At 67.3% G+C, this 22,170-nt stretch carries 22 protein-coding genes; 5 read left to right on the top strand and 17 right to left on the bottom strand.

Features of this window, described 5'->3' with window-relative positions; translation table 11 throughout:
* Positions 1 to 5 precede the first annotated feature (5 nt).
* Complete coding sequence (locus JNK84_RS19160) at positions 6 to 239, top strand: hypothetical protein (protein ID WP_293426808.1); 234 nt, start codon at positions 6 to 8, stop codon at positions 237 to 239.
* A gap of 6 nt (positions 240 to 245) precedes the next feature.
* Here the strand turns inward: JNK84_RS19160 and JNK84_RS19155 are convergent, their stop codons facing one another.
* The 10 genes from JNK84_RS19155 to JNK84_RS19110 all read right to left on the bottom strand — a co-directional run bounded on the left by JNK84_RS19155 (position 246) and on the right by JNK84_RS19110 (position 9,729).
* Positions 246 to 1,277, bottom strand: a complete 1,032-nt coding sequence (locus tag JNK84_RS19155) for an L-idonate 5-dehydrogenase (RefSeq protein ID WP_293426805.1) — start codon at positions 1,275 to 1,277, stop codon at positions 246 to 248.
* Positions 1,278 to 1,366: 89 nt separating this feature from the next.
* Positions 1,367 to 2,038 (bottom strand): carbonic anhydrase, encoded by a 672-nt coding sequence (locus tag JNK84_RS19150; RefSeq protein WP_293426802.1) that lies wholly within the window; start codon positions 2,036 to 2,038, stop codon positions 1,367 to 1,369.
* 83 nt (positions 2,039 to 2,121) lie between these two features.
* The gene (locus JNK84_RS19145) at positions 2,122 to 2,514 is read right to left on the bottom strand and encodes a GtrA family protein (RefSeq protein ID WP_293426799.1); all 393 of its coding nucleotides are present in this window, start codon (positions 2,512 to 2,514) and stop codon (positions 2,122 to 2,124) included.
* Positions 2,515 to 2,517: 3 nt separating this feature from the next.
* Positions 2,518 to 3,615, bottom strand: a complete 1,098-nt coding sequence (locus tag JNK84_RS19140) for a glycosyltransferase family 2 protein (protein ID WP_293426796.1) — start codon at positions 3,613 to 3,615, stop codon at positions 2,518 to 2,520.
* Positions 3,612 to 4,877 carry a diaminopimelate decarboxylase gene (gene lysA / locus JNK84_RS19135; protein ID WP_293426793.1) on the bottom strand — a complete coding sequence of 422 codons (1,266 nt, stop codon included), beginning with the start codon at positions 4,875 to 4,877 and terminating at the stop codon, positions 3,612 to 3,614. Before lysA ends, JNK84_RS19140 begins: the two co-directional genes overlap by 4 nt.
* 9 nt (positions 4,878 to 4,886) lie before the next feature.
* The gene (gene lptM / locus JNK84_RS19130) at positions 4,887 to 5,186 is read right to left on the bottom strand and encodes an LPS translocon maturation chaperone LptM (protein ID WP_293426790.1); all 300 of its coding nucleotides are present in this window, start codon (positions 5,184 to 5,186) and stop codon (positions 4,887 to 4,889) included.
* A 149-nt stretch (positions 5,187 to 5,335) separates the two neighbouring features.
* Positions 5,336 to 6,619, bottom strand: coding sequence for a GGDEF domain-containing protein (locus JNK84_RS19125; RefSeq protein ID WP_293426787.1), 1,284 nt, complete (start codon positions 6,617 to 6,619; stop codon positions 5,336 to 5,338).
* A 60-nt stretch (positions 6,620 to 6,679) separates the two neighbouring features.
* Positions 6,680 to 8,014 (bottom strand): RsmB/NOP family class I SAM-dependent RNA methyltransferase, encoded by a 1,335-nt coding sequence (locus JNK84_RS19120; protein ID WP_293426784.1) that lies wholly within the window; start codon positions 8,012 to 8,014, stop codon positions 6,680 to 6,682.
* Positions 8,015 to 8,070: 56 nt separating this feature from the next.
* Positions 8,071 to 8,988: a zinc metalloprotease HtpX gene (gene htpX / locus JNK84_RS19115; protein ID WP_293426781.1), complete on the bottom strand. Its 918-nt coding sequence runs from the start codon at positions 8,986 to 8,988 to the stop codon at positions 8,071 to 8,073.
* Between the two features lie 114 nt (positions 8,989 to 9,102).
* Positions 9,103 to 9,729, bottom strand: coding sequence for a trimeric intracellular cation channel family protein (locus JNK84_RS19110; protein WP_293426778.1), 627 nt, complete (start codon positions 9,727 to 9,729; stop codon positions 9,103 to 9,105).
* Between the two features lie 173 nt (positions 9,730 to 9,902).
* Between JNK84_RS19110 and fdxA the strand changes: the two genes are divergently transcribed.
* The 3 genes from fdxA to JNK84_RS19095 all read left to right on the top strand — a co-directional run bounded on the left by fdxA (position 9,903) and on the right by JNK84_RS19095 (position 12,372).
* Positions 9,903 to 10,238 carry a ferredoxin FdxA gene (fdxA, locus tag JNK84_RS19105; RefSeq protein WP_293426775.1) on the top strand — a complete coding sequence of 112 codons (336 nt, stop codon included), beginning with the start codon at positions 9,903 to 9,905 and terminating at the stop codon, positions 10,236 to 10,238.
* A gap of 411 nt (positions 10,239 to 10,649) precedes the next feature.
* A complete protein-coding gene (locus JNK84_RS19100) occupies positions 10,650 to 11,231 on the top strand; it encodes a CarD family transcriptional regulator (RefSeq protein WP_293426772.1) in 582 nt (193 codons plus the stop codon).
* 265 nt (positions 11,232 to 11,496) lie between these two features.
* Positions 11,497 to 12,372 (top strand): RNA polymerase factor sigma-32, encoded by an 876-nt coding sequence (locus tag JNK84_RS19095; protein WP_293426769.1) that lies wholly within the window; start codon positions 11,497 to 11,499, stop codon positions 12,370 to 12,372.
* Positions 12,373 to 12,377: 5 nt separating this feature from the next.
* Here JNK84_RS19095 and JNK84_RS19090 read toward each other — a convergent pair whose 3' ends face one another.
* From JNK84_RS19090 to JNK84_RS19080, 3 genes are all read right to left on the bottom strand, one after another.
* On the bottom strand, positions 12,378 to 12,620 hold the full coding sequence (locus tag JNK84_RS19090; protein WP_293426767.1) for a Trm112 family protein: 243 nt from the start codon (positions 12,618 to 12,620) through the stop codon (positions 12,378 to 12,380).
* 65 nt (positions 12,621 to 12,685) lie between these two features.
* Positions 12,686 to 13,360: an LON peptidase substrate-binding domain-containing protein gene (locus JNK84_RS19085; RefSeq protein WP_293426764.1), complete on the bottom strand. Its 675-nt coding sequence runs from the start codon at positions 13,358 to 13,360 to the stop codon at positions 12,686 to 12,688.
* Positions 13,361 to 13,444: 84 nt separating this feature from the next.
* Entirely contained in the window at positions 13,445 to 14,131 is a 687-nt protein-coding gene (locus tag JNK84_RS19080; RefSeq protein ID WP_293426761.1) for a peroxidase-related enzyme, read from the bottom strand.
* 188 nt (positions 14,132 to 14,319) lie between these two features.
* On the opposite strand from JNK84_RS19080, the gene JNK84_RS19075 reads away from it, so the two are divergent.
* Positions 14,320 to 19,155, top strand: coding sequence for an NAD-glutamate dehydrogenase (locus JNK84_RS19075; protein WP_293426758.1), 4,836 nt, complete (start codon positions 14,320 to 14,322; stop codon positions 19,153 to 19,155).
* Between the two features lie 12 nt (positions 19,156 to 19,167).
* Here JNK84_RS19075 and JNK84_RS19070 read toward each other — a convergent pair whose 3' ends face one another.
* From JNK84_RS19070 to JNK84_RS19055, 4 genes are all read right to left on the bottom strand, one after another.
* Complete coding sequence (locus JNK84_RS19070) at positions 19,168 to 19,353, bottom strand: hypothetical protein (protein WP_293426755.1); 186 nt, start codon at positions 19,351 to 19,353, stop codon at positions 19,168 to 19,170.
* 66 nt (positions 19,354 to 19,419) lie between these two features.
* Positions 19,420 to 20,295: a 3-hydroxybutyryl-CoA dehydrogenase gene (locus JNK84_RS19065; protein ID WP_293426752.1), complete on the bottom strand. Its 876-nt coding sequence runs from the start codon at positions 20,293 to 20,295 to the stop codon at positions 19,420 to 19,422.
* 153 nt (positions 20,296 to 20,448) lie between these two features.
* Entirely contained in the window at positions 20,449 to 21,384 is a 936-nt protein-coding gene (locus tag JNK84_RS19060; protein WP_293426749.1) for an electron transfer flavoprotein subunit alpha/FixB family protein, read from the bottom strand.
* Positions 21,384 to 22,133, bottom strand: coding sequence for an electron transfer flavoprotein subunit beta/FixA family protein (locus JNK84_RS19055; RefSeq protein WP_293426746.1), 750 nt, complete (start codon positions 22,131 to 22,133; stop codon positions 21,384 to 21,386). The genes JNK84_RS19060 and JNK84_RS19055 overlap by 1 nt, the downstream gene beginning before the upstream one ends.
* Positions 22,134 to 22,170 lie beyond the last annotated feature (37 nt).

The raw sequence follows: 22,170 nt of genomic DNA, 5'->3' as shown, positions 1-22,170 counted from the left end.
CAGAAATGGCGATCATCACTCGGTTTGAGAAAGCACCGGGTGATGGTCGCCTTCACCCGACCCAAGTCGTCGCCAAGGTGAAAACATTTGGCGATGCGAGCAAGTCGCCCATTGTCCAAATCGATACAATGGGTTCCAGCGAGCGCGAAATACCGGGAAAACTGAGCCAGACAATCCAACTGACCGAGGATTCTGCGCGTCAGCTTTTTGAGATTCTACGCGAAACCTATCGCTTCTGATAACACCTAGAACCCGATCTGCACCTTCATCGCCCTGGAGCGGTCGGAGGCGAGGTGGAACGCGTCCACGGCCCGGTCCATCGGCAGCGTTGCGGTCAGGAGCGGCCGCACGTCGATGCGGCGCGACGAGATCATCGCGACGGCGGTTGAGAATTCCTCGTGGAAGCGGAACGTGCCGCGCAACTCGAATTCCTTGGCCACAAGCACCGAGATCGGCAGGGTGAAGTCGCCGCCCGTGCCGACCTGCACGATGACGCCTTGCGGCCTGAGCGCGGCGAAGGCGCCGGTCAGCGCCTTCATGTTGCCGGAGGCCTCGAACATCACGTCGAACGCCCCCTTGTCGGCCTCGTAGGGTTTCAGGGCCTCCGGGTCGGCAGCCGTGTTGAGGGTCTTCGCAACCCCGAGTTTCGTCACCACCGCCAGCGTCGCGTCCGCGATATCGGTGGCGACGATCTCCGCCGCGCCCGCGGCGTGCGCCGCCAGCACGCAGAGCGCGCCGATCGGTCCGCAACCGGTGACGAGCACACGCCTGCCAAGCAGCGGCCCGGCGCGCCGGGCCGCGTGGAGGCAGACCGCCAGCGGTTCGCAGAAGGCGGCCTCGCCCAGCGAAATCTGGTCGCCGACGGTGTGCGCCTGCACCGCGTCGCAAACGAGAATCTCGCGGAAAGCCCCCTGAATATGCGGAAAGGGCATGGCCGAGCCATAGAACCGCATGTTCAGGCAGTGGTTCTGACGGCCTTCGAGGCAGTAGCGGCAGGCACCGCAGGGGCGGGACGGGTTCACCGCCACCCGGTCCCCGGGCCTGACGGACGAGACGGCATCGCCGACGCGCTCCACCGTTCCGGCGATCTCGTGACCGAGGATCATCGGCTCCTTGAGCCTGACAGCTCCGAAACCGCCATTGTGGAAATAGTGCAGGTCCGAACCGCAGATGCCGCCCGCGCCGATCCTGACGGCGACCTCATGGGCCTGGAGCGGCGCGACCGGCCGCTCCTCCAGCCTGAGGTCGTGGGGGCCGTGGATCACCAGCGCCTTCATGCGGCTTCCTCCGCGCCCCGCTTCGAACGGCGGGGCCTGCCGCGCAGCCTAGCAGCGCGGCGGCGGAGAGAAAGCGGCGCTGACGCGGATCAGCCGGCAGCGCTGCAGGAGAACACGCGCCCCGGCTTGTCGAGAACGGGCGAGAAGACGCCGGTCGCCTCGTCCAGCGCGCTCAGAACGCCGGTGGCGACGCCGAAAAAGGCGCCGTGCAGCTTCAGCTTGCCGCGCTCCTCCAGGATCTGCACGCAGGGGAAGGTGCGCAGGTTGGCGAGCGAGTTGACGACGGCGGCGAGCTCCAGTTCGCGGAGATAGTCGGTCATCGAGCGGCCGCCGCGGGGCCCGAGCCGCTCGATGGCCGGCGAGATCATCGACATCCACTTGCCGATGAAGTCGCCGGGCGAGAGCGGTTCCTGATCCTCGTCGACGGATGCGCGGATGCCGCCGCACTGGGCGTGGCCGAGCACGACGATGTCGGAGACGCGCAGGGCCTGAACGGCGAATTCGAGCGCGGCCGAGGTGCCGTGCTGGTTGCCGTCCGGTGCGTAGGGGGGCACGAGATTGGCGACGTTCCGGACGATGAACAATTCGCCCGGTCCGACGTCGAAGATGACCTCGGGCGAGACGCGGCTGTCGCAGCAGGAGACGATCATGGTTCGCGGGCTCTGCCCGGTCTCGGCGAGGCGCAGGTAGCGCTCCGATTCCTGCGGGAAGCGGCCTTCGAGAAACGCGGCGTAGCCGTTGACAAGCCGGTCTGGCAGCATGGAAACCTCCTTCGGGGCCGATTAGGCGTGCTTGAAGCGCCTTCCACGGCACCGGTCAATGCGACGTTCGGCCCCGTCTGCCGTCAGCGCTTCGGGCGGACTGCCGGCGAGAAGACGAGGTAGCGATTGAGCAGGAAGCTCACCACGAAGGTGATGACGACCGACACGATCTTGGCCGGAACCACCCCGAGCGAGAGGGCGAGCCCGGCCGCGAGCGCGAGCGAGGAGAGGGTCAGACTGACGATCGTCACGGCGGCGAAGCGCGCCATGGCCCGTGCTGATATGACGGGGGCCGCGGCATCGGCAAAGGTGACCAGGCGATTGAGGATGTAGCTGTTGGCCGCGCCAAGGGTGAAGCTCGCCGCATTGGCGAACAGGGGCGGAACGCCCGCCGTCTGGGCCAGAAACAGGAAGGCGAGGAAGTCGATGGCGGTGTTGGCGAGACCGACCGCGCCGAAGAGCGCAACGCGGCGCATCGGCTAGCGACCGATGACTGACGAGGCGGAGCCGCTCTGCCCGTGGTCGCGCCAGGCGAGGCTCAGCGCTTGCTGCTCGGATGGCGGCAAACTGGAAAACGCGGCGGGCACCGCGTGGAGCCGGCGACCATGCCTGACATCGGCCACCAGATAGAGCGGCCGGTTCTTGGCCTCCTGGACCAGCCGCCCCAGATACTCGCCGAATATGCCGAGCACGATGAGTTGCACCCCGGAAAACAGCGTGGTCGCCACCATGAGGCTGGTCCAGCCGTCGATGACGTGGTCGCGCGCCCATTGCACCAGCGTATAGGCGAAGATCACCATCGCCAGCAGCGCGAAGGCGATCCCGGTCCATGGCGCGACGCGCAGGGGCCGGATCGAGAAGCTGGTCACCGCGTCGATGGCGAGGCGAACCATCTTGCCCAGCGGATACTTGGTCACGCCGGCATGACGCTCCGAGCGGGAATAGGGCTGGGGGACCTGTCTGCCGCCGATCCAGCTGACCATGCCGCGGATGAACCTGTGATGTTCCGGCATGAGCAGGAAGGCATCGACCACGGTCCGCGTCATCAGCCGGAAGTCGCCGGCATCGCGCGGGATAGGGGCATCCGCCAGCCAGGACAGCATGCGGTAGAACCCGCTGGCCGAGGCCCGCTTGAACCAGCTCTCGCCGGCCCGGTCGGTGCGCAGGCCGTAGACAACGTCGGCGCCGGCGTCCATCAGCCGCATCATCTCGGCGAGCAGTTCCGGGGGGGCCTGCAGGTCGGAATCGATCAGCAGGATGCGCTGGCCTGTCGCCGCCGCCAGACCGGCGGTGGAGGCAAGCTGGTGTCCGTGGTTACGCAGAAGACGCAGGCCGACAATGTGGTCGTCGGCCAAGGCCAGCGCCTCGATGGCAGGCCAGGTGCCATCCGACGAGCCGTCATCGACCAGCACGATCTCGTAGGATTCGCCCACCGCAACGCGGCAGGCACTGGTGCAGCGCTGGTAGAAGGCGCGCAGCCCGTCGGCTTCATTGAAGCAGGGCGCAACGACCGAGACGCGGGGAACAGGGGCAGGCGCCGGGCTCGGCGGATGCTCCACCGTGGCTGCCCCCGTCACATCCATTCCGGCAGCCGATCCATGGCGATGATCGCATCGACGTCGAGGCGGGGCCGGACGACCGCGAAATCCGCGCCGCGCACCAGCACTTCGGGCGATAGCGGGCGGGTATTGTAGGTGCCGGCCTGCACCGCCCCATAGGCGCCGGCGGTCATCACCGCGATCAGGTCGCCGGGCTTCACCTCCGGCAGCTTGCGGCCGAGGGCCAGATAGTCGCCGCTTTCGCAGATGGGGCCGACCACGTCGACCTTGGGCTTCGGCGCACCGGGTTCCGGCTCCTTCACCGGCCGGATTTCGTGATGGGCCTCGTAGAGCGTCGGGCGGATCAGGTCGTTCATCGCGCCATCGACGATGACGAAGGCGTGGCCTTCCGTCCGCTTCACGTAGATGACGCGGGTGACGAGGATGCCGGCATTGCCGACCATCATGCGGCCCGGCTCCATGACGACCCTGGCGCCGAGGCCGGCGGTATGGCGCTTCACCACCTCGGCATAGCGCATGGGGTCGGGCGGCGGCTCGTTGTCGTCCTTGTAGGGAATGCCGAGGCCGCCGCCGACATCGACATGGTCGATGACATGGCCGTCGGCGCGCAGCGTGCCGACGAACTCGGCCATCAGCGCGAAGGCATTGTCGAAGGGGGCGAGATCGGTGATCTGCGAGCCGATATGCATGTCGATGCCGGCGACGTGGATGCCGGGCAGTTTCGCGGCGCGGGCATAGGCCTCGCGCGCCGTCGAGATCGGGATGCCGAACTTGTCGCCCTTCTTGCCGGTGGAGATCTTGGCGTGGGTCTTCGCGTCGACGTCGGGGTTCACCCGGAACGAGATATGCGCGGTGCATCCCATGGCGGATGCGACGCGCGAGAGCTGCTCGACCTCCGGCTCGCTCTCTACATTGACGCAGAAGACGCCGGCTTCCAGCGCCGCGCGATGCTCGGCCTCGGTCTTGCCGACGCCGGAGAACATGATCCGCTCGCCCGGAACGCCGGCGGCCAGCGCCCGCTTCAGTTCGCCGCCCGAAACGACGTCCATGCCGGCGCCGAGCCGCGCCAGTGTCTTGATGACGGCCTGGTTGGAATTGGCCTTCATCGCATAGCAGACGAGCGTGTCGATCCCGGCGAAGGCCTCCGAGAAGACGCGGTAGTGCCGCTCCAGCGTCGCCGTCGAATAGCAATAGAAGGGGGTGCCGACCTCGGCCGCGATGCGGTCGAGCGACACGTCCTCGGCGTGCATGACGCCGTCACGATAGGCGAAGTGATGCATGGGAGGGCGTCAGAGCAGGGGGTCGAGGACAAAGGTGCCGGAGGGCAGGATCTGGCCGCGACCCACCGGGCGGTTGGGATCGTAGTTCGGCCGCGGTGCGGGCTGCCGCTGCGGCGGGTTCGCGGGATCAGCGGCGACCTGCGTCGCCGGCGCGGCGGCGCGCGGCGGCGTGGGCGGGGTCGGGCCGCCGACCGGATGGGGCGTCGGCCCGGGCAATTCGAGACCGCCGCGCCGGCCACAGGCGCCGAGCGCCAGCGAACCCGCGACGATGAGCAGCACGGCGGAGCGGCGGGACAGCGGAGCGGTCAATGCGGAAGCCCTGTGATGGTCGGCACATCGGGAATGGCGAAGCGCGCGAACCATAACGGATGACGCGCGCGACCGCGAGGGGGTCGGCGTCGGGCCCGGTGGGTTCACCGAACGTCGCGGCCCGCCCTGTCCGGAGCAGGGCCAGGTCCTCATCTGGCCCTGTCTTGCCCAGTCTCGGCCATTCGCGCCGGGCGGTTGCCGACGACGCGATTGCGGCCCTGCCGCTTGGCCTCGTAGAGATGGGCATCCGCATGCGCGACGAGGCCGCGAATGCTGGCCGCGTCGTCGGGAAAGGTCGCGACGCCGATGCTGATCGTCGGCTCGGCCTCGAACTCCCGCGCCAGAGTCTGGCTGACGGCGATGCGCATCCGCTCGGCAGCAGCGAGGGCCGCGTCGTGCGTCATGTTCTCGCACAGCACGACGAATTCCTCGCCGCCATAGCGGAAGACGCGATCGTCGCCGCGGATTTCCGCACGCGCGCAGTCGACGACGCGCCGCAGCACCTCATCGCCGGCGACATGGCCGTAGCGGTCGTTGATGCTCTTGAAATGGTCGATGTCGAAGATTGCGAGGCTTGTCTTGTGGCCGGCCGCCAGCGAGCGCGCCAGGGTCGGCTGGCCAAGCGCCTCGAACCGCTCGCGCGTGAGGGCGCCGGTCAGCACGTCCTGGCCGCTGCGGTCGAGCAGTTCCTCGTATTTGTGGCGATAGGTGAGCTTGTAAAACGTGTCCGAGAGAGGCTGCGCGGAGGGTTCGGCCGCGTCCCGTTCCAGCAGGGCGAGATAGAGGCCGATCAGCGCGGCATAGACGACGGCGGCGCCCATCTTGGCCACCCAGCCGCCGGTCAGCGCGCTCAGCGGCGTGCCCGTCACCACGTGCAGCCCGGTGAAGAAGGCCACCTGATCGAAGCTCAGGATCAGCCCGAGACTGATGCAGGAGCGCAGGACGACGGAGGTCGGCAACAGACTGCGGAGCTTCTCATAGATCAGGATCAGCGCGATGGCATCGACGAAGAGCAGCGTCGTGCCCCAGATCATCAGCACGCCCATCTGGTTGATCAGGGTGAGGTCTGAATTGTAGCCGGGCAGCGAGACCGGCGGACCGTAGAGCTGCAGCGTCGCCACCAGCGCGACCATCAGGAAATTGCCGATCAGCAGGCCATAGATCGGCTGGCGGACGGTTTCGGCGTCCTCGCGGATGTAGAACAGCAGGATGATCGCCAGCTTGCCCGAAAACAGCACCGTCGAGCCCGGCGACAGCAGGCCGAAAGGCAGTTCGATGAAGAAGACCGCCGCGAGATAGGTCTCCAGAAAGTGCATGACGCCGAGGGCGCACAGGAAGACGCCGAGCCCGAGGAGACGGCGCAGGCGGAACAGCGCCGCCATGACGCCGAAATAGAGGAGGGCCTGCGTGAGGAGGAGGGCGGTGCCGGACATGGACGATGGAGCCTATGGCTTCGCTCTCTGCGAAGGGTAAACGGTGGAGCCGGGGGGACTCTAGGCGCGCCGCAGCAGCCGGGCGGCGAAGAAGCCGTCGAGGCCCGCGAGCGCCGCGTCCGTGGCGGGCCAGTGGCTCGGCAGGGTCCGCATGTATCCGGTAGGGGTGACGAAAGCGGCGATGCCGTCGATTTCGTCGGGGCGGATCGGGTCGAGCGTGAGCCTGTCGTCGCGGGCCAGCAGGGCGGCGATCTGGTTCTCTCCCTCCTCCGGTTCCAGCGAACAGGTGCAGTAGACCGCCCGGGCGCCGGGCTTCAGCAGATCGCCGAGGCGGTCGAGCAGGCGCGCCTGCAGGCGGCCGAGGCCTTCGACATCGGTCATCGATTTCAGGTGCATGACATCGGGATTGCCGCGCATCGTGCCGGTGGCCGTGCACGGGGCGTCGAGGAGGATCGCGTCGTACCGGCCCTCGATCTCGGCGGCGTCGGCGGCGAGCATCGTCACGTCCAGTTTCAGACGCGTCATGTTCTCGGCAAGGCGCTCGAGCCGCCTTGGCGACCGGTCGATAGCCGTGACCTTTGCGCCGGCGAGGGCGAGTTGGGCCGTCTTGCCGCCCGGTGCCGCGCAGAGATCGGCGACGGCGAGGCCCCGCACGTCGCCGAGCAGGCGGGCGGGAATTGCAGCAGCGGCGTCCTGGACCCACCATTCGCCTTCGGCAAAGCCCGGGAGCGCGGGAATCGCGCCCTCCGGTTTCAGTCGCACCGAGCCGGTTGGCGTCAGCGTGCCGCCGAGGCGTCCGGCCCAGCCTCGCGGATCGGATTTCACGGTCAGGTCGAGCGGCGGCTCGACGACGATGATGCTGGCGATCGCGCGTGTCTCGGCCTCGCCATAGGCGGCGATCCAGCGTTCGCGCAACCAGGCGGGCAGGTCGTCGAGCGGATCGAGGGCGCCAAGCAGGTCCGCCTTGTCGCGGCCGATGCCGCGCAGCACGGCATTGGCCAGGCCGGCAAAGCCCTTGGTCTTGCCGTTCGCCTCGACCATGCGCACGGCGCTGTCGACGGCGGCATAGTCCGGTACGTCGAGGAACAGGATCTGGCAGGCGGCCGTGCGCAGGATCGTCCCGAGGCGTGGCAGGCCTTCAGGCAGGCCCTTGGCCAGTCGTTCGCCGAGCGCCTTGTCGATGCTGCCGAGGCGGCGGAGCGTGGTCGCGGCGATCTTGCGCGCCAGCGCGCGGTCGGGCGCGTCGAGTTCGGTGCGTTCCTCCAGCGCCTCGTCGAGCGGCCGTCGGCGGACGAGGACGGCGTCGACGAGGTCGCACGCGCGCCGGCGCGCGGGAAGGCCTGGATGCGCGGCCGGTCGGACGGGCGCCGCAGCGCGGTGGGGTCGCTTGGTCATCGAGCCCGTTTAGGGCGCGCACCGTCCGCCAGCAAGCGGCCGGTTCGCGCGGGAGATCAGCCCCAGGGACCGCGACGCGGAGCGTTGCTGCCCCAGGCGGCCGGCTGCTGCTGGACATAGCCGCCCGTGCCCCATGCCTGGGCGAGTTGTTGCAGGGCAGCGATGCGATTGCCGGTATCGGGATGGGTCGAGAACAGGTTGTCCATGCGCTCGCCCGACAGCGGGTTGATGATGAACATATGCGCGGTCTGCGGATTGTGCTCGGCCGTGTTGTTCTGGGTGTAGTTGTGGGCGCCGGCGATCTTGGCGAGGGCCGAGGCCAGCCACATGGGATTGCCGCAGATCTCGGCACCGAGCTTGTCGGCCTCGTATTCGCGTGAGCGCGAGATCGCCATCTGCACGATGGAAGCCGCTAGTGGCGCGAGGATCATCATGGCGATGGTGCCGATGATGCCGAAACCGTTGCGATTCTCGCCGTTGCCACCAGAGAAGGCGGCGAAGTTCGCCAGCATGGACACGGCGCCGGCCAGCGTCGCCGTGATGGTCATGGTGAGCGTGTCACGGTTCCTGATATGGGCCAGCTCATGAGCGACGACGCCCGCAACTTCCTCCGGTGTCAGCGCGTTGAGCAGGCCCGTATTCACCGCGACCGCGGCGTTCTCGGGGTTGCGGCCGGTCGCAAAGGCGTTCGGCTGGTCCTCGTGGATGATGAACAGGCGCGGCATGGGCATGCCGGCGCGCTGGGTCATCTCCCAGGTCATGTTGTAGAGATCGGGCGCGGAATTCTGGTCGATCTCCTGCGCGCCGTACATGTTGAGCACGGCCTTGTCGGAACCCCAATAACTCCAGAAATTCATCGCGGCCGCGACCGCCAGCGCGATCAGCATGCCGGTGCGGCCGCCGAGCAGGAAGCCGATGCCCATGAACAGGGCGGTCATGCCGGCCAGCAGGATGGCGGTCTTCATGTAGTTCATGACGAAACCCCCGAGGGATTGGGCGGGACGAGAGCCCCGGATTTGGCCCACTAGATCGTGTTGGCGCCGAGGCCGGGCAAGATGCGCGCCTGTCGCACCCCCGCTCCGTGCGGCTCAGTGCCATTCCTCATTGTAGACGAATTTCGGCATGTTCCAGCTGTAGCGCAGGGCGAGAAGGCGCATGGCGAGGCCGATGGCCATGGAGGCGAAGAGCACTGCGTCGTGCGGCAGGCCGAGCTTGTGGCCCGCGACGAACAGGGCACCCGTCACCACCGCGACACTGGCATAGAGCTCGCTGCGGAACAGCAGGGGGATCTCGTTGCAGAGGATGTCGCGCAGGACGCCGCCGAGGCATCCGGTGATCATGCCCGCGACGATCACGACCAGCACCGGCAGGCCCATCTCCATCGCGACATTGCAGCCGATGACCGTGAAGGCGACCAGTCCGATCGCGTCGAGGAACAGGAACAGCCGCTTCAGCCGCTGCATGAAGCGCGCGATGGCGATGGTCGCGAGGGCGGCGGCTGCGGTGAGCAGCAGGTATTCCGGGTGCGCGACCCAGACCAGAGGGTAATGGCCGAGCAGCACGTCACGCATCGAGCCGCCGCCAAGCGCGGTGACGGCGCCGAGCAGGCAGACGCCCACCCAGTCCATGCTGCGACGGCCCGCGGCGAGCGCGGCGGTCATGGCCTCGGCTGTGATCGCGATGATGTAGAGGGCGTGAAGGATCAGCACGCTCATGATGGCCAACGCCTCCTTCGGCCCGCCACGTTCCGGCCGGACACGGCCTCCTCCTACAGGCTCGTGGCCCGTCGGCTCAACGGTGCTATCCATGTTGCACTGCCAGATCGCTTGCGTACGAACGACCTCATCTGGTAATCCGCAAGATCGCCCAGCCCCGGCCGGAGACGTCCATGACCTATGTGGTCACCGAGAATTGCATCAAGTGCAAGTACATGGACTGCGTGGAAGTCTGTCCGGTCGACTGCTTCTACGAGGGCGAGAATTTTCTGGTGATCCATCCGGACGAATGCATCGACTGCGGCGTCTGCGAACCGGAATGCCCGGCCGAGGCGATCAAGCCGGATACCGAGTCCGGCCTCGAGAAGTGGCTCGGGATCAATGCGGATTTCGCCGCCAAATGGCCGAACATCACGCAGAAGAAGGATTCACCTCCCGACGCCAAGGAGTGGGACGGAAAGCCGGACAAGGAGCCGCTTCTCTCGCCCAATCCGGGTGCGGGCGACTGAGGCACGAAAGCGTCCGCGGCACCCCCGCGAAAACGGCCAGTTCCCGCCGTGCGGCCGGGCTTCGGCGCTTAAGCCTTTGATTTCGGCGAAATTTGTGGTATGGTCGCGCCACAGTCGATCAAAACAGCGGTCCCATCGGTACGCTCCCCATTGCGGAGCGTCTTTTTTCGGAAAAATTCCGATGAAACGTCGTGATGGGGCCCGAGACGGTGCCTGTTGCGCCGGCCGAGGTCGTTTTTTCATGGGCTGACGTCAGGGATGGGGTCCGGCCTGCCGGACACCGCATGGTCCCTTTCGCGCGAACCACCATGAGCCCGGCTTGCCAGGCGTCATGGACCGGGCCTTGGCGTTCCGCCTCACGCCCGGCGTCACCAGCGGCCGCGATCCGGCCGGCGAGGAGTAAGGCGCAGTATGACCGCTAAGAAGAACGCGCAGACCCGTCAGGGCTTCAAGACGAACGAGTACATCGTCTATCCGTCCCACGGGGTCGGGCAGATCGTCTCGATCGAGGAGCAGGACATTGCAGGGTTCAAGCTCGAGCTGTTCGTCATCACCTTCGAAAAGGACAAGATGACGCTTCGGGTGCCGACCGCGAAGATCGCCCAGGTCGGCATGCGCAAGCTCGCCGAGCCCGATGTGATGGCCAAGGCCATGGAAGTGCTGAAGGGCCGTGCGCGGATCAAGCGGACCATGTGGTCGCGCCGGGCGCAGGAATACGAAGCGAAGATCAATTCCGGCGACCTGATCGCCATTTCCGAGGTCGTGCGCGACCTGTTCCGCTCCGAGGCACAGCCTGAGCAGTCCTATTCGGAGCGCCAGCTCTACGAACAGGCTCTCGACCGCATGGCGCGCGAGCTTGCCGCTGTCGAGCGCGTCATCGAGGCCGAGGCCGTGAAGCTGATCGAGGCGCAGCTGGCCAAGGGGCCGCGCCGTGGTCCCGCCAAGGCCGAGGAAATCGACGAGAGCGACGAAACGGAAGTCGAAGCAGCCTGATCGGCGCAACGATACCGAGATTGCGGGAGCCCGGCGGCAGCGCCGGGCTCTCTGCTTTTGGGAGCCTCGATTGGGAAGGCTTGCTGTGACAGGACCGCTCACCAGTCAAAGTTGACGGGCCGAGCCGCATTTGTGCGGCAGAAGGTCGCAATTTTCGCTGCGATCCGCCCGGACGCTGGCGCATTGGCGTCCGCACCCCTACGAATCCGGTTCAAATCCATCAGAGCAGGGGCAACCTGCCGCGGACGGCGCGAGGGAGAGCGTCATGTCTGAGGATTCCGGTTCGCGGCGCGGTCTGATGAAGGCTGCGATGAATGCTCCTTTTCTCGGCCGCGAGGAAGAGATGGAACTCGCCGTGCGGTGGAAGAGCCGTGACGACGAGGTTGCGCTCCACCGTCTCGCCCAGGCGCATATGCGCCTCGTCATCGCCATCGCCGCACGATTCCGCCATTACGGCCTGCCAATGGCCGATCTGATCCAGGAGGGCCATGTCGGCCTTCTGGAGGCCGCATCGCGCTTCGAGCCGGAACGCGAGGTTCGCTTCTCGACCTATGCGACCTGGTGGATCCGGGCGTCGATCCAAGACTACATCCTGCGCAACTGGTCGATCGTGCGCGGCGGTACGTCGTCGGCGCAGAAGGCGCTGTTCTTCAATCTCCGGCGGTTGCGCGCCCAGCTGTCCCAGACGCTGGGGTCCGGCGTCGGCGCGGCGGCCATCCACCAGCACATCGCCCAGACCGTGGGCGTGGCCGTGGCCGACGTTGCGGTCATGGACGCGCGGATCTCGGGCGCGGACGTGTCGCTGAACGCGCCGGCCTTCGAGGGAGAGGAGGGCGGCGCAGCCGAGCGCATGAGCCAGCTGATCGATGCCGCGCCACGTCCGGACGACGTCGTTCAGGACGCGATCGACGGCGACCGGCGGGCGCGCTGGCTCAACGAGGCCATGCAGGTGCTTTCCCCGCGCGAGCGCAGCATCCTGGCGGCGCGGCGCATGAGCGACGAGGCCGCTACGCTTGAATGCCTCGGTGCCGAGCTTGGCATATCGAAGGAGCGCGTCCGGCAGATCGAGAGCCGGGCACTGGAGAAGCTGCGCAAGGAACTGACCGAACGACAGGCGATCGATGTCGCCGCGCTGATCTGAGCACTTCAACCGCCGAGCGGGCGCGCTTCTTCCGGCAGCATGATCGGGATGCCCTCGCGGATCGGATAGACCAGCTTCGCCGCGCGCGAGATCAACTCTCCGGCCGCCGCGTCGTATTCGAGCGGCGCCTTGGTCACCGGACAGACGAGAATGTCCAGTAGCCGCGGATCTACCGTCCCGGGCCGGGTGACGGGTACCGTGGTCTTCGGGTCTGAGGCACTGGTGCCGGTCTCGGTCGGTTCGGCCATGATCTCGCAATCGCTGTTGCCGGTCGGCTCATCCTTAGCGCAGGCCCGGCGGCCGTGCCACCTCGTCAGTTGAGCGGCGGCTTGACCTCGGAGGGCTTGTCCCTGGCGAGCGCGACTTCGGCCACTGCCACGAGCAGGGCCGCGCGCGTGCGCAGGTCGGGGGCTTCCAGCAGGGCCTGCTTCTCCTTGACGCCCCAGGGCGACATCATGCAGAGCGCATTGACCAGAACCTCGGTCGGGGCGCGCCGGATGCCGTCCCAGTCGGCCTCCATGTCATTGGTGTCGAGGAACTCGCGCAGCGTCTTGAGCAGCCCGTCGCGATCGACCGCCTCCTCCCCCGCGCGCGCTTCGAAATCGGTCTCGTAGGGCGCGAAATCGACCTTGCACTGGCGATAGGCGGTGGCCGCGGTGACTTCCTCGACAACGCGGAACCGCGCAATGCCGGTCAGGCTCAGCATGTAGCGCCCGTCGCCGGTCTCGGCGAGCTGGGTGATGCGGCCGGCGCAGCCGATTTCCGACAGGGCCGGGCGTTTCGCATCCTCCTGACCGGGGAGCGGCTGGATCATGCCGATGATCCGCTGCCCCGAGAGGAAGGCATCGTCGATCATCGCCAGATAGCGCGGCTCGAAGATGTTGAGCGGCAATTGGCCGCGCGGCAGCAGCAAGGCTCCGGGCAGCGGGAAGACCGGTATCACCCCCGGAAGATCGGAGGCTGTCCGGTAGACAGAATTGGTGGCCATGGATTCAGCCTCCGCGATGACGCGCCTGTCCGAAAGTTCTCATTTAGGCGCGCCATCGGCGCAGTCCAGTGCCAGCCGGCGCGTTCAGCGCGCGGAGGCGTGATATTCGTGGTTCGGCCGCATGTCCGTCGCCGTCGCCATGCGGTTGGACATGTTGTAGAAGGCGGCCGTCGCCGAAATGTCCCAGATGTCGCGCTCGGAGAAGCCGACCTTGCGGAGCGCGTCGCGGTCACCGTCCTCGACGGACCACGGTGTCTCGGTCAGCTTCACCGCGAAATCCAGCATGGCGCGCTGACGGGCGTCGAGCTGCGCGGCCCGGTAATTCATGACGATCATCTCGCCAAGCTCGGGATCGCCGGAGAGCTGGCGGATCGTGGCGCCGTGAGCGGTGAGACAGTAGTAGCAGCGGTTCACCGAGGAGACGGCGACCGCGATCATCTCGCGCTCCAGCTTCGACAGGCCCGACGGCGCCAGCATCAGGTCGTTGTACATGGCCGCGAAGGCCTTGAGCTTGGCGAGATCATGGGTGTAGGCGAGCAGCACGTTCGGCACATAGCCGATCTTGTCGCGGCATTTCTGGAAATAGGCCTCGATCTCGGCATCGAGCGGGGCCGCCGGCAGGTCGAGAGCGATGATCGGCTCGGCCTTGGCCGGTTTGCGCGGTGACGCCGGCTTCGGCGAGGCAGTCTTTGCAGACGCGACCTTGGCAGGCGCGGCCTTTGCCGGCTTGGCCGGGGCGGTCTTCACAGCTTTTGCGGCAGCGCGGCTCATGGGCTTCCTCTCGCCTGTCAATCGATTGGATCGCGCCGAACGGGCCTCATCGCTTCGTCACGAACGCGTCGCAGCCTCGTAGCACGGGGCCGGCAGGGTCGAAATTGACTTTACGACCGAGGGGCCCCGAGGCCATGCTGGATTCGTGGTGCGAACAAGAACGACAAGGCGCCGCCAAGGAGCTCTGCATGTCGAACCGGGCTGAGGACGCGCGCGGCGCGGCCGCCATCATCGAACAGGCCGGCATCATCCTGAGAGGCACGGAAGGCGGAGTACCGGCGGATTTCGCCGCCGATCTGTTCGGGCGCGCCTCGGCCGAGGATGTGGTGAGCTACGAAGCCCGGGATCTTGCAGGCCTCGCCGCGACGGCTTTCGCGAATTTCTCGCGCCATGTTCCCGGCACCTCCGCAATCGTCCTGACCGATCCCGAGCCGACATCGGCCGCCTCGCCACTGGCCGGCATCACGGTGATCCAGGTCGTCAACGACAACATGCCGTTCCTGGTCGATTCGGTGCTTGGCGTTCTCACCGAACTCGGGGTGCCGCTGCGGCTCGTCGCCCACCCGATCCTGAGCGTCGAGCGTGAGCCCGATGGCACGCTCGCCGCCTATCGCGGGCTCGACGGCGGCGATGGTGTGATCGCGCGGGAAAGCCTGATCCACATCCACATCGACCGTATCGCCGATGCCGACCGGCGCGCCGCCATCGTCGCCGAACTCGAAGCGACGCTGGCCGACGTGCGCCAGTGCGTCGCCGACTGGAAGCCGATGATCACCCGCGTGCAGACGATCATCGAGGACCTGAAGTCGAACCCGGTCCTGCCTGTCACCGAGATGGCGGAAGGCATCCAGTTTCTCGAATGGCTGGCCGGCAACAATTTCACCTTCCTCGGCGTGCGCGACTATTCCTATGTCGGCGGCGTTGCCGAGGGGCAGATGGAGCCGGAGTTCACTTCCGGCCTCGGCATCCTGCGCAATGAAGGCGTGCGCATCCTCCGGCGCGGCACCGAGCTGGTGACGATGACGCCGGAAATGCGCGAATTCCTGATGCAGCCGGTGCCGCTCATCATCACCAAGGCGAATGTGCGCTCGCGCGTTCACCGGCGCATCTACATGGACTATGTCGGCGTGAAGCGCTTCGACCGGGCCGGGCAGCTGGTCGGCGAGGTGCGCATCGTCGGCCTGTTCACCTCCACCGCCTATACGCGCTCGACCCGGACCATTCCCTATCTCCGCCGCAAGGTGGATCGGGTGCTCGGCCGCGCCGGTTTCGATCCGGACGGACATTCCGGCAAGGCTCTGGTCAATGTGCTGGAGAGCTATCCGCGCGACGAGCTGTTCCAGATAGACGACGACACGCTGTTCAATCACGCCATGGCGGTGATGCAGCTGGACGACCGTCCGCGCGTGCGCGTGCTCGCGCGCATAGACCGCTTCCACCGTTTCGTGTCCGTAATGGTTTACGTGCCGCGCGACCGGTTCGACACCACGGTCAGGCTGGCCGTCGGCAGCTATCTCGCCTCGGTCTATGGCGGCCGCGTCTCGGCCTTCTATCCGTTCTTCCCGGACGGCCCGCTGACCCGCGTGCATTTCATCATCGGGCGCAGCGACGGCGAAACGCCGCGCATCGACCAGAGCGAGCTGGAAACGGCGGTCTCGCGCATCGTCAGAACCTGGAGCGACGGCCTCGGCGAGGCGATCGGGCTGATCCACGACCCAGCACGAGCGGGCCTCCTGGCGAGCCGCTATCGCGACGCCTTCTCGGCGGCCTATCGCGAGGCGGTGACGCCGGAAGACGCCATCGTCGATATCCGCATCCTCGAGGGACTGAGCGAGGAGCGGCGCATCGCCATCGACTTCTACCGGCCAAGCCAGGCCGACCGGAAGGAAGCCGGCCTCAAGGTCTTCGCGCGCGGCCGTCCGATCCCGCTGTCGGAGCGGGTGCCGATCCTCGAAGCCATGGGCTTCGCGGTCGTCGACGAGCGCACCTACGAGGTGACGCCGTCCGGCGCGGGCATGACCACCGTCTGGCTGCACGACATGTCGCTGGCCCGTCCCGGCGGTGAGGTGATCGACCTCGAGGCGCTCGACGAGAAGCTGGAAGCCGCGCTGATGGCGGTGATGCGCGGCGATGCCGAGAGCGACGGCTTCAACGCGCTGACGCTGGAGGCGGGCCTCGCCTGGCGCGACGTCGCGGTGATCCGCACGCTGGCGCGCATGCTTCGGCAGATCCGCGTGCCGTTCAGCCAGGACTACCTCTGGGGGACGCTGCGCAAACACGCGCCGATCACCAAGGGCGTGGTGCTGATGTTCCATCTGCGCTTCGACCCGAGGCTTGGCCTTTCGGTCGCGGAGCGCAACCAGAAGCAGACGGAGCTGGTGGCCCGGCTGGAGGAAGGCCTGGCGCAGGTCTCCTCGCTCGATGAAGACCGCATGCTCCGGTCGTTCATCAATCTGATCCAGTCGGCGGTCCGCACCAATTTCTACCAGCTCGGCAAGGACGGGAAGCTGCGGCCGACCATTGCCATCAAGTTCGAGTCGAAGAAGATCGACCGCCTGCCGGCGCCGAAGCCGCTCTACGAGATCTTCGTCTATTCGCCGAGGGTCGAGGGCGTGCACCTGCGCTTCGGCAAGGTGGCGCGCGGGGGGCTGCGCTGGTCCGACCGGCCGCAGGACTTCCGGACGGAGGTGCTTGGCCTCGTCAAGGCGCAGCAGGTGAAGAACGCGGTCATCGTGCCGGTGGGCGCGAAGGGCGGTTTCGTGCCGAAGCGGCTGCCGCCGGCCTCGCAGCGCGACGCCTGGATGGCAGAGGGCACGGAATCCTATCGCATCTTCGTGCGCTCGCTGTTGCAGATCACCGACAATATCGTCGGGCAGGACATCGTGCCGCCCGCCGACACCGTGCGCCATGACGGCGACGACCCCTATCTGGTGGTGGCGGCGGACAAGGGAACGGCCACCTTCTCGGACACGGCCAACCAGCTCTCCATCGAGCAGGGACACTGGCTGGGCGATGCCTTCGCCTCCGGCGGCAGCCAGGGCTACGACCACAAGAAGATGGGCATTACCGCGCGCGGCGCCTGGGAGGCCGTGAAGCGCCATTTCCGCGAGACCGGCGCCGATATCGGCGTGACGCAGTTCACGGTGGCCGGCGTCGGCGACATGTCCGGCGACGTCTTCGGCAACGGCATGCTGCTGGAGAAGACGATCAGGCTGGTGGCGGCCTTCGACCATCGGGACATCTTCCTCGACCCCGATCCGGACCCCGGCGCGGCATGGGCCGAGCGCAAGCGGCTGTTCGAGCTGCCGCGCTCGTCCTGGGCGGACTATGACAAGAGCCTGATATCCGCGGGCGGCGGCGTGTTCTCGCGCTCCGCGAAGTCGGTGCCGCTGACCCCGGCGGTGCGGGCCATCCTCGACCTCGACAAGGCCGAGGCGACGCCGCAGGAGGTGATGAGCGCCATCCTCAGGGCCGAGGTCGACCTGCTCTGGTTCGGGGGCATCGGAACCTATATCCGCGCGACGACCGAGACCGACGATCAGGTCGGCGACCGGGCCAACGATGCGATCCGCATCACCGGGATGGATGTCCGGGCGAAGGTGATCGGCGAGGGCGCCAATCTCGGCATGACGCAGAAGGGTCGTATCGAGGCCGGGCGGCGCGGCGTGCGCCTCAACACCGATGCCATCGACAATTCGGCCGGCGTCAACACCTCGGACGTCGAGGTCAACATCAAGGTGGCGCTCGCCATCCCCGAGAAGGACGGCCGCCTCAGCGAAGAGGCGCGCAACGCGCTGCTGGCCGAGATGACCGACGAGGTTGGCCGGCTCGTGCTGCGCAACAACTACCTGCAGACGCTGGCGCTCTCGCTGTCCCAGCGGCGCGGTCTGGAGGATCTCGGCTTCCAGCAGCGGCTGATGCATGGGCTGGAGGCCGAGGGCAAGCTCGACCGCCCGGTCGAGTTCCTTCCCGACGATGCCGAGATCGCCGAACGCCGGCGGCGCGGCGATCCGCTGACCCGGCCGGAGATCGCCGTGCTGCTGGCCTATGCGAAGATCGACCTCTACGACGATCTGCTCGCCTCGCCGGTGCCGGACGATCCCTATCTGGCACGCGAGCTCGTCCGCTATTTCCCGCGGCCGGTGCAGGAGCGGTTCCCCGATGCGATCGAGAACCATCGCCTGCGCCGCGAGATCATCGCGACGGGCCTGGCCAATTCGATGATCAATCGCGGCGGGCCGGCCTTCGTCGCCCGCTTGGTCGACCAGACCGGCGCCGATGTCGCGACCATCGCCTCGGCCTTCGCGGCCGTGCGCGACGCCTATGGCATGACCGCGCTGAACACCGAACTGGACAGTCTCGACAACCGCGTGGCGGGGCCGCTTCAGCTCGACCTCTATGCGGCGATCCAGGACCTGCTGATCGATCGCGTCGTCTGGTTCATCCGCAATGTCGACCTGACCAGGGGGCTTGCCGAGGTCATCGCCCATCACCGCGCCGGGATCGAGGCCGTTGCCGCGAGCCTCGACACCGCCCTGCCGCCGGATGCGGCTGCCGCGCGCGTGGCACGCACGGCGGAGCTGCATGCGGCCGGCGTTCCCGATCCGCTCGCGGGCGTGCTGGCGAGCCTCAATCATCTGGCCGCGGCGCCCGACATCGTCGCGGTGGCGGACGAGACCGGCCGCCCCGTCTCCGACGTCGCGGCGACGGCCTTCGCCGCCTCGGCCGTGTTCCGGCTGGATCAGGTGAAGAACGCCGCGCGCGGCATCGTCGTTACCGACTATTTCGACCGGCTCGCACTCGACCGCGCGCTCGACTCAATCGCCGTGGCGGAGCGACGGATCGCGGCCGACATGATGAACGGAACGGCGGCGGGCGAGCCGGCGGTCGCGGCCTGGATGGCTGTGAACGGAGCGCGCGCCGAGCGCATCCGCACGGCGGTCGCGGAGATCGCCAATTCCGGCTTGACCGTGTCCAAGGCGACGGTGGCGGCGAGCCTGCTCGGGGATCTGGTGCGGGGCTGAAGCCGCGCGGCCTCACGCGGTCTTGTCGACGACCTGACCCGTGCCCGGAGCGGGCGCGGCCTGCACGGCGGAGGCGAGGAGATCGACGACGCCCTGGTCGGCCTCGAGCTGCTGTTTCACCAGCACGGCCTGGATGCCCATCTGAGTCTTGGCCTGGGACATGCCCACGAGGGCCCCGGCTATGGCGGCTGTCGACATCGAACCATTCCTTCCCGCTGGCGCGAGAAGTAGCCGATCAGCCTTAACGATGTCTGACGAGGGGTGTCAGCGGGTCGGGATCGGGCGTTCGCCGCGATAGTCGTAGAAGCCGCGCTGGGACTTCCGGCCGAGCCAGCCGGCCTCGACATATTTCACCAGCAGCGGGCACGGGCGGTACTTGGAATCCGCGAGGCCTTCATAGAGCACCTGCATGACCGACAGGCAGGTGTCGAGGCCGATGAAGTCGGCGAGCTGCAGGGGACCCATCGGATGGTTGGCGCCGAGTCGCATGGCGGTGTCGATCGCCTCGACCGAGCCGACGCCCTCGTAGAGCGTGTAGATCGCCTCGTTGATCATCGGCAGCAGGATGCGGTTGACGATGAAGGCCGGGAAATCCTCGGCGACCGCGACGGTCTTGCCGAGCTTGGCGCACAGGGCGCGCGAGGCCTCGAAGGTCTCGTCCTCGGTGGCGATGCCGCGGATCAGCTCGACGAGCTGCATCACCGGCACGGGGTTCATGAAGTGGATGCCGATGAAGCGCTCCGGCCGGTCCGTGGTGGAGGCGAGGCGCGTGATCGAGATCGACGAGGTGTTGGTGGCGAGAATCGCCTCCGGCTTGGCGATGGGGCAGACCGACTGGAAGATCTTGACCTTGACCTGCTCGTTCTCGGTCGCCGCCTCGATGATCAGGTCGCAGTCGCGAAGGCCGTCGACCTGAGGCGCGGGCTCGATCCGCAGCAGCGCCTTCTGCCGCTCTTCCTCCGAGATCAGGTTCTTGGAGAGCTGGCGGCTGAGATTGCCGTTGATGGTCGCAAGGCCCGACTTGATGCGGTCCTCCGAGAGGTCGTGCAGCGCCACGTCGATGCCCGCCAGCGCGGCGACATGCGCGATACCGTTGCCCATCTGGCCGGCGCCGATCACGCCGATCTTGCGAATGTCCATGGTCTCACCCGAAGGCCTGCCCGACCCGTCGGGTCGGCGGCACGATCAAAACGAACTCGCCGCTATCTCTACGACGGCGGCGCTGCCGGCGCCATCCTGACCGTTGAAAAGACAAGGGCGGCCGCGACGTCACGCCGCGCCCGCCCCAGAGGCTTACTTGCCGAGCTCTTTTTCGAGCTCGGGAAGGATGGTGAAGAGGTCGCCCACGAGGCCGTAATCGGCCACCTGGAAGATCGGCGCCTCCTCGTCCTTGTTGATGGCGACGATCACCTTGGAGTCCTTCATGCCGGCGAGGTGCTGGATAGCGCCCGAAATGCCAACGGCGATGTAGAGCTCGGGAGCCACGACCTTGCCGGTCTGGCCGACCTGCCAGTCGTTCGGGGCGTAGCCCGCATCGACCGCGGCGCGCGAGGCGCCCATGGCCGCGCCGAGCTTGTCGGCGACGGGCTCGATCACCTTGGTGAAGTTCTCCTTGGAGCCGAGCGCGCGGCCGCCGGAGATGATGATCTTCGCCGCGCCGAGCTCCGGGCGGTCGGACTTGGCGATTTCCTCGCCGACGAAGGTCGAGATGCCGGGATCGGCCGCCGCCGCCGCGTTCTCGACCGGGGCCGAGCCGCCGGCGCCCGCCGCCTGGAACGAGGCGGTGCGGACGGTGATGACCTTCTTGGCGTCGGTCGACTGCACCGTCTGGATGGCGTTGCCGGCATAGATCGGCCGCTCGAACGTGTCGGGCGAGACGACCTTGGTGATGTCGGAGATCTGCATCACGTCGAGCAGGGCGGCGACGCGGGGCAGGACGTTCTTGCCGTTGGCCGTGGACGGCGCGACGATCGCATCGAAGCCGCTGGCGAGCGAGACGATGAGGGCCGCCGTCGGCTCGGCGAGCTGATGGGCATAGGCCGCATTGTCGGCGACCAGCACCTTGGCGACACCCTGGAGCTTGGCGGCGGCCTCGGCGGCCGGGCCGCAGCCCTGGCCGACGACGAGAACGGTCACCGGAGCGCCGAGGGCGGCGGCAGCGGTCAGCGCCTTCAGCGTCGGATCCTTGACGGAGGCGTTGTCGTGTTCGGCGATCAGAAGCGTTGCCATCAGAGCACCCCGGCTTCGTTCTTCAGCTTGCCGACGAGCTCGGCGACGGAGGCGACCTTGACGCCAGCCTTGCGGCCGCCCGGCTCGGCGGTCTTGAGGACCTTGAGACGCGGGGCGACGTCGACGCCGTAGGCGTCCGGGGCCTTCTCGTCGATCGGCTTCTTCTTCGCCTTCATGATGTTCGGCAGCGAAGCGTAGCGCGGCTCGTTCAGACGCAGGTCCGTCGTGACGATGGCGGGGGTCTTCAGCTGCACGGTCTGGAGGCCGCCATCGACTTCGCGCGTCACCGAGACGGCATCGCCGGCGAGTTCGACCTTCGAGGCGAAAGTGCCTTGCGGCCAGCCGAGCAGCGCCGCCAGCATCTGGCCGGTCTGGTTGGAATCGTCGTCGATGGCCTGCTTGCCGAGGATGACGAGGCCCGGGGCCTCCTCACCGACAACGCCCTTGAGGATCTTGGCGACGGCGAGCGGCTCGACGGTGGCGTCGGTCTTCACGTGGATGCCGCGGTCGGCGCCCATGGCGAGCGCGGTGCGGATCGTCTCGGCGGCGCCCTGCGGGCCGATGGAGACGACGACGATTTCGGTCGCCGCGCCCTTCTCTTTCAGGCGGATCGCCTCCTCGACGGCAATTTCGTCGAAGGGGTTCATCGACATCTTGACGTTGGCGAGTTCCACGCCCGAGCCGTCGGGCTTCACGCGGATCTTCACGTTGTAGTCGACCACCCGCTTCACGGGCACAAGGATCTTCATCGTGTCCCTCCCCGAGGGAAATGGAAAATTCCGCTCG

It is taken from the genome of Phreatobacter sp. (assembly GCF_016793595.1).
GTDB lineage: Bacteria > Pseudomonadota > Alphaproteobacteria > Rhizobiales > Phreatobacteraceae > Phreatobacter.
Note: the sequence above shows the minus strand (reverse complement) of the source record. Positions and strands in the feature narration are given on the sequence as shown.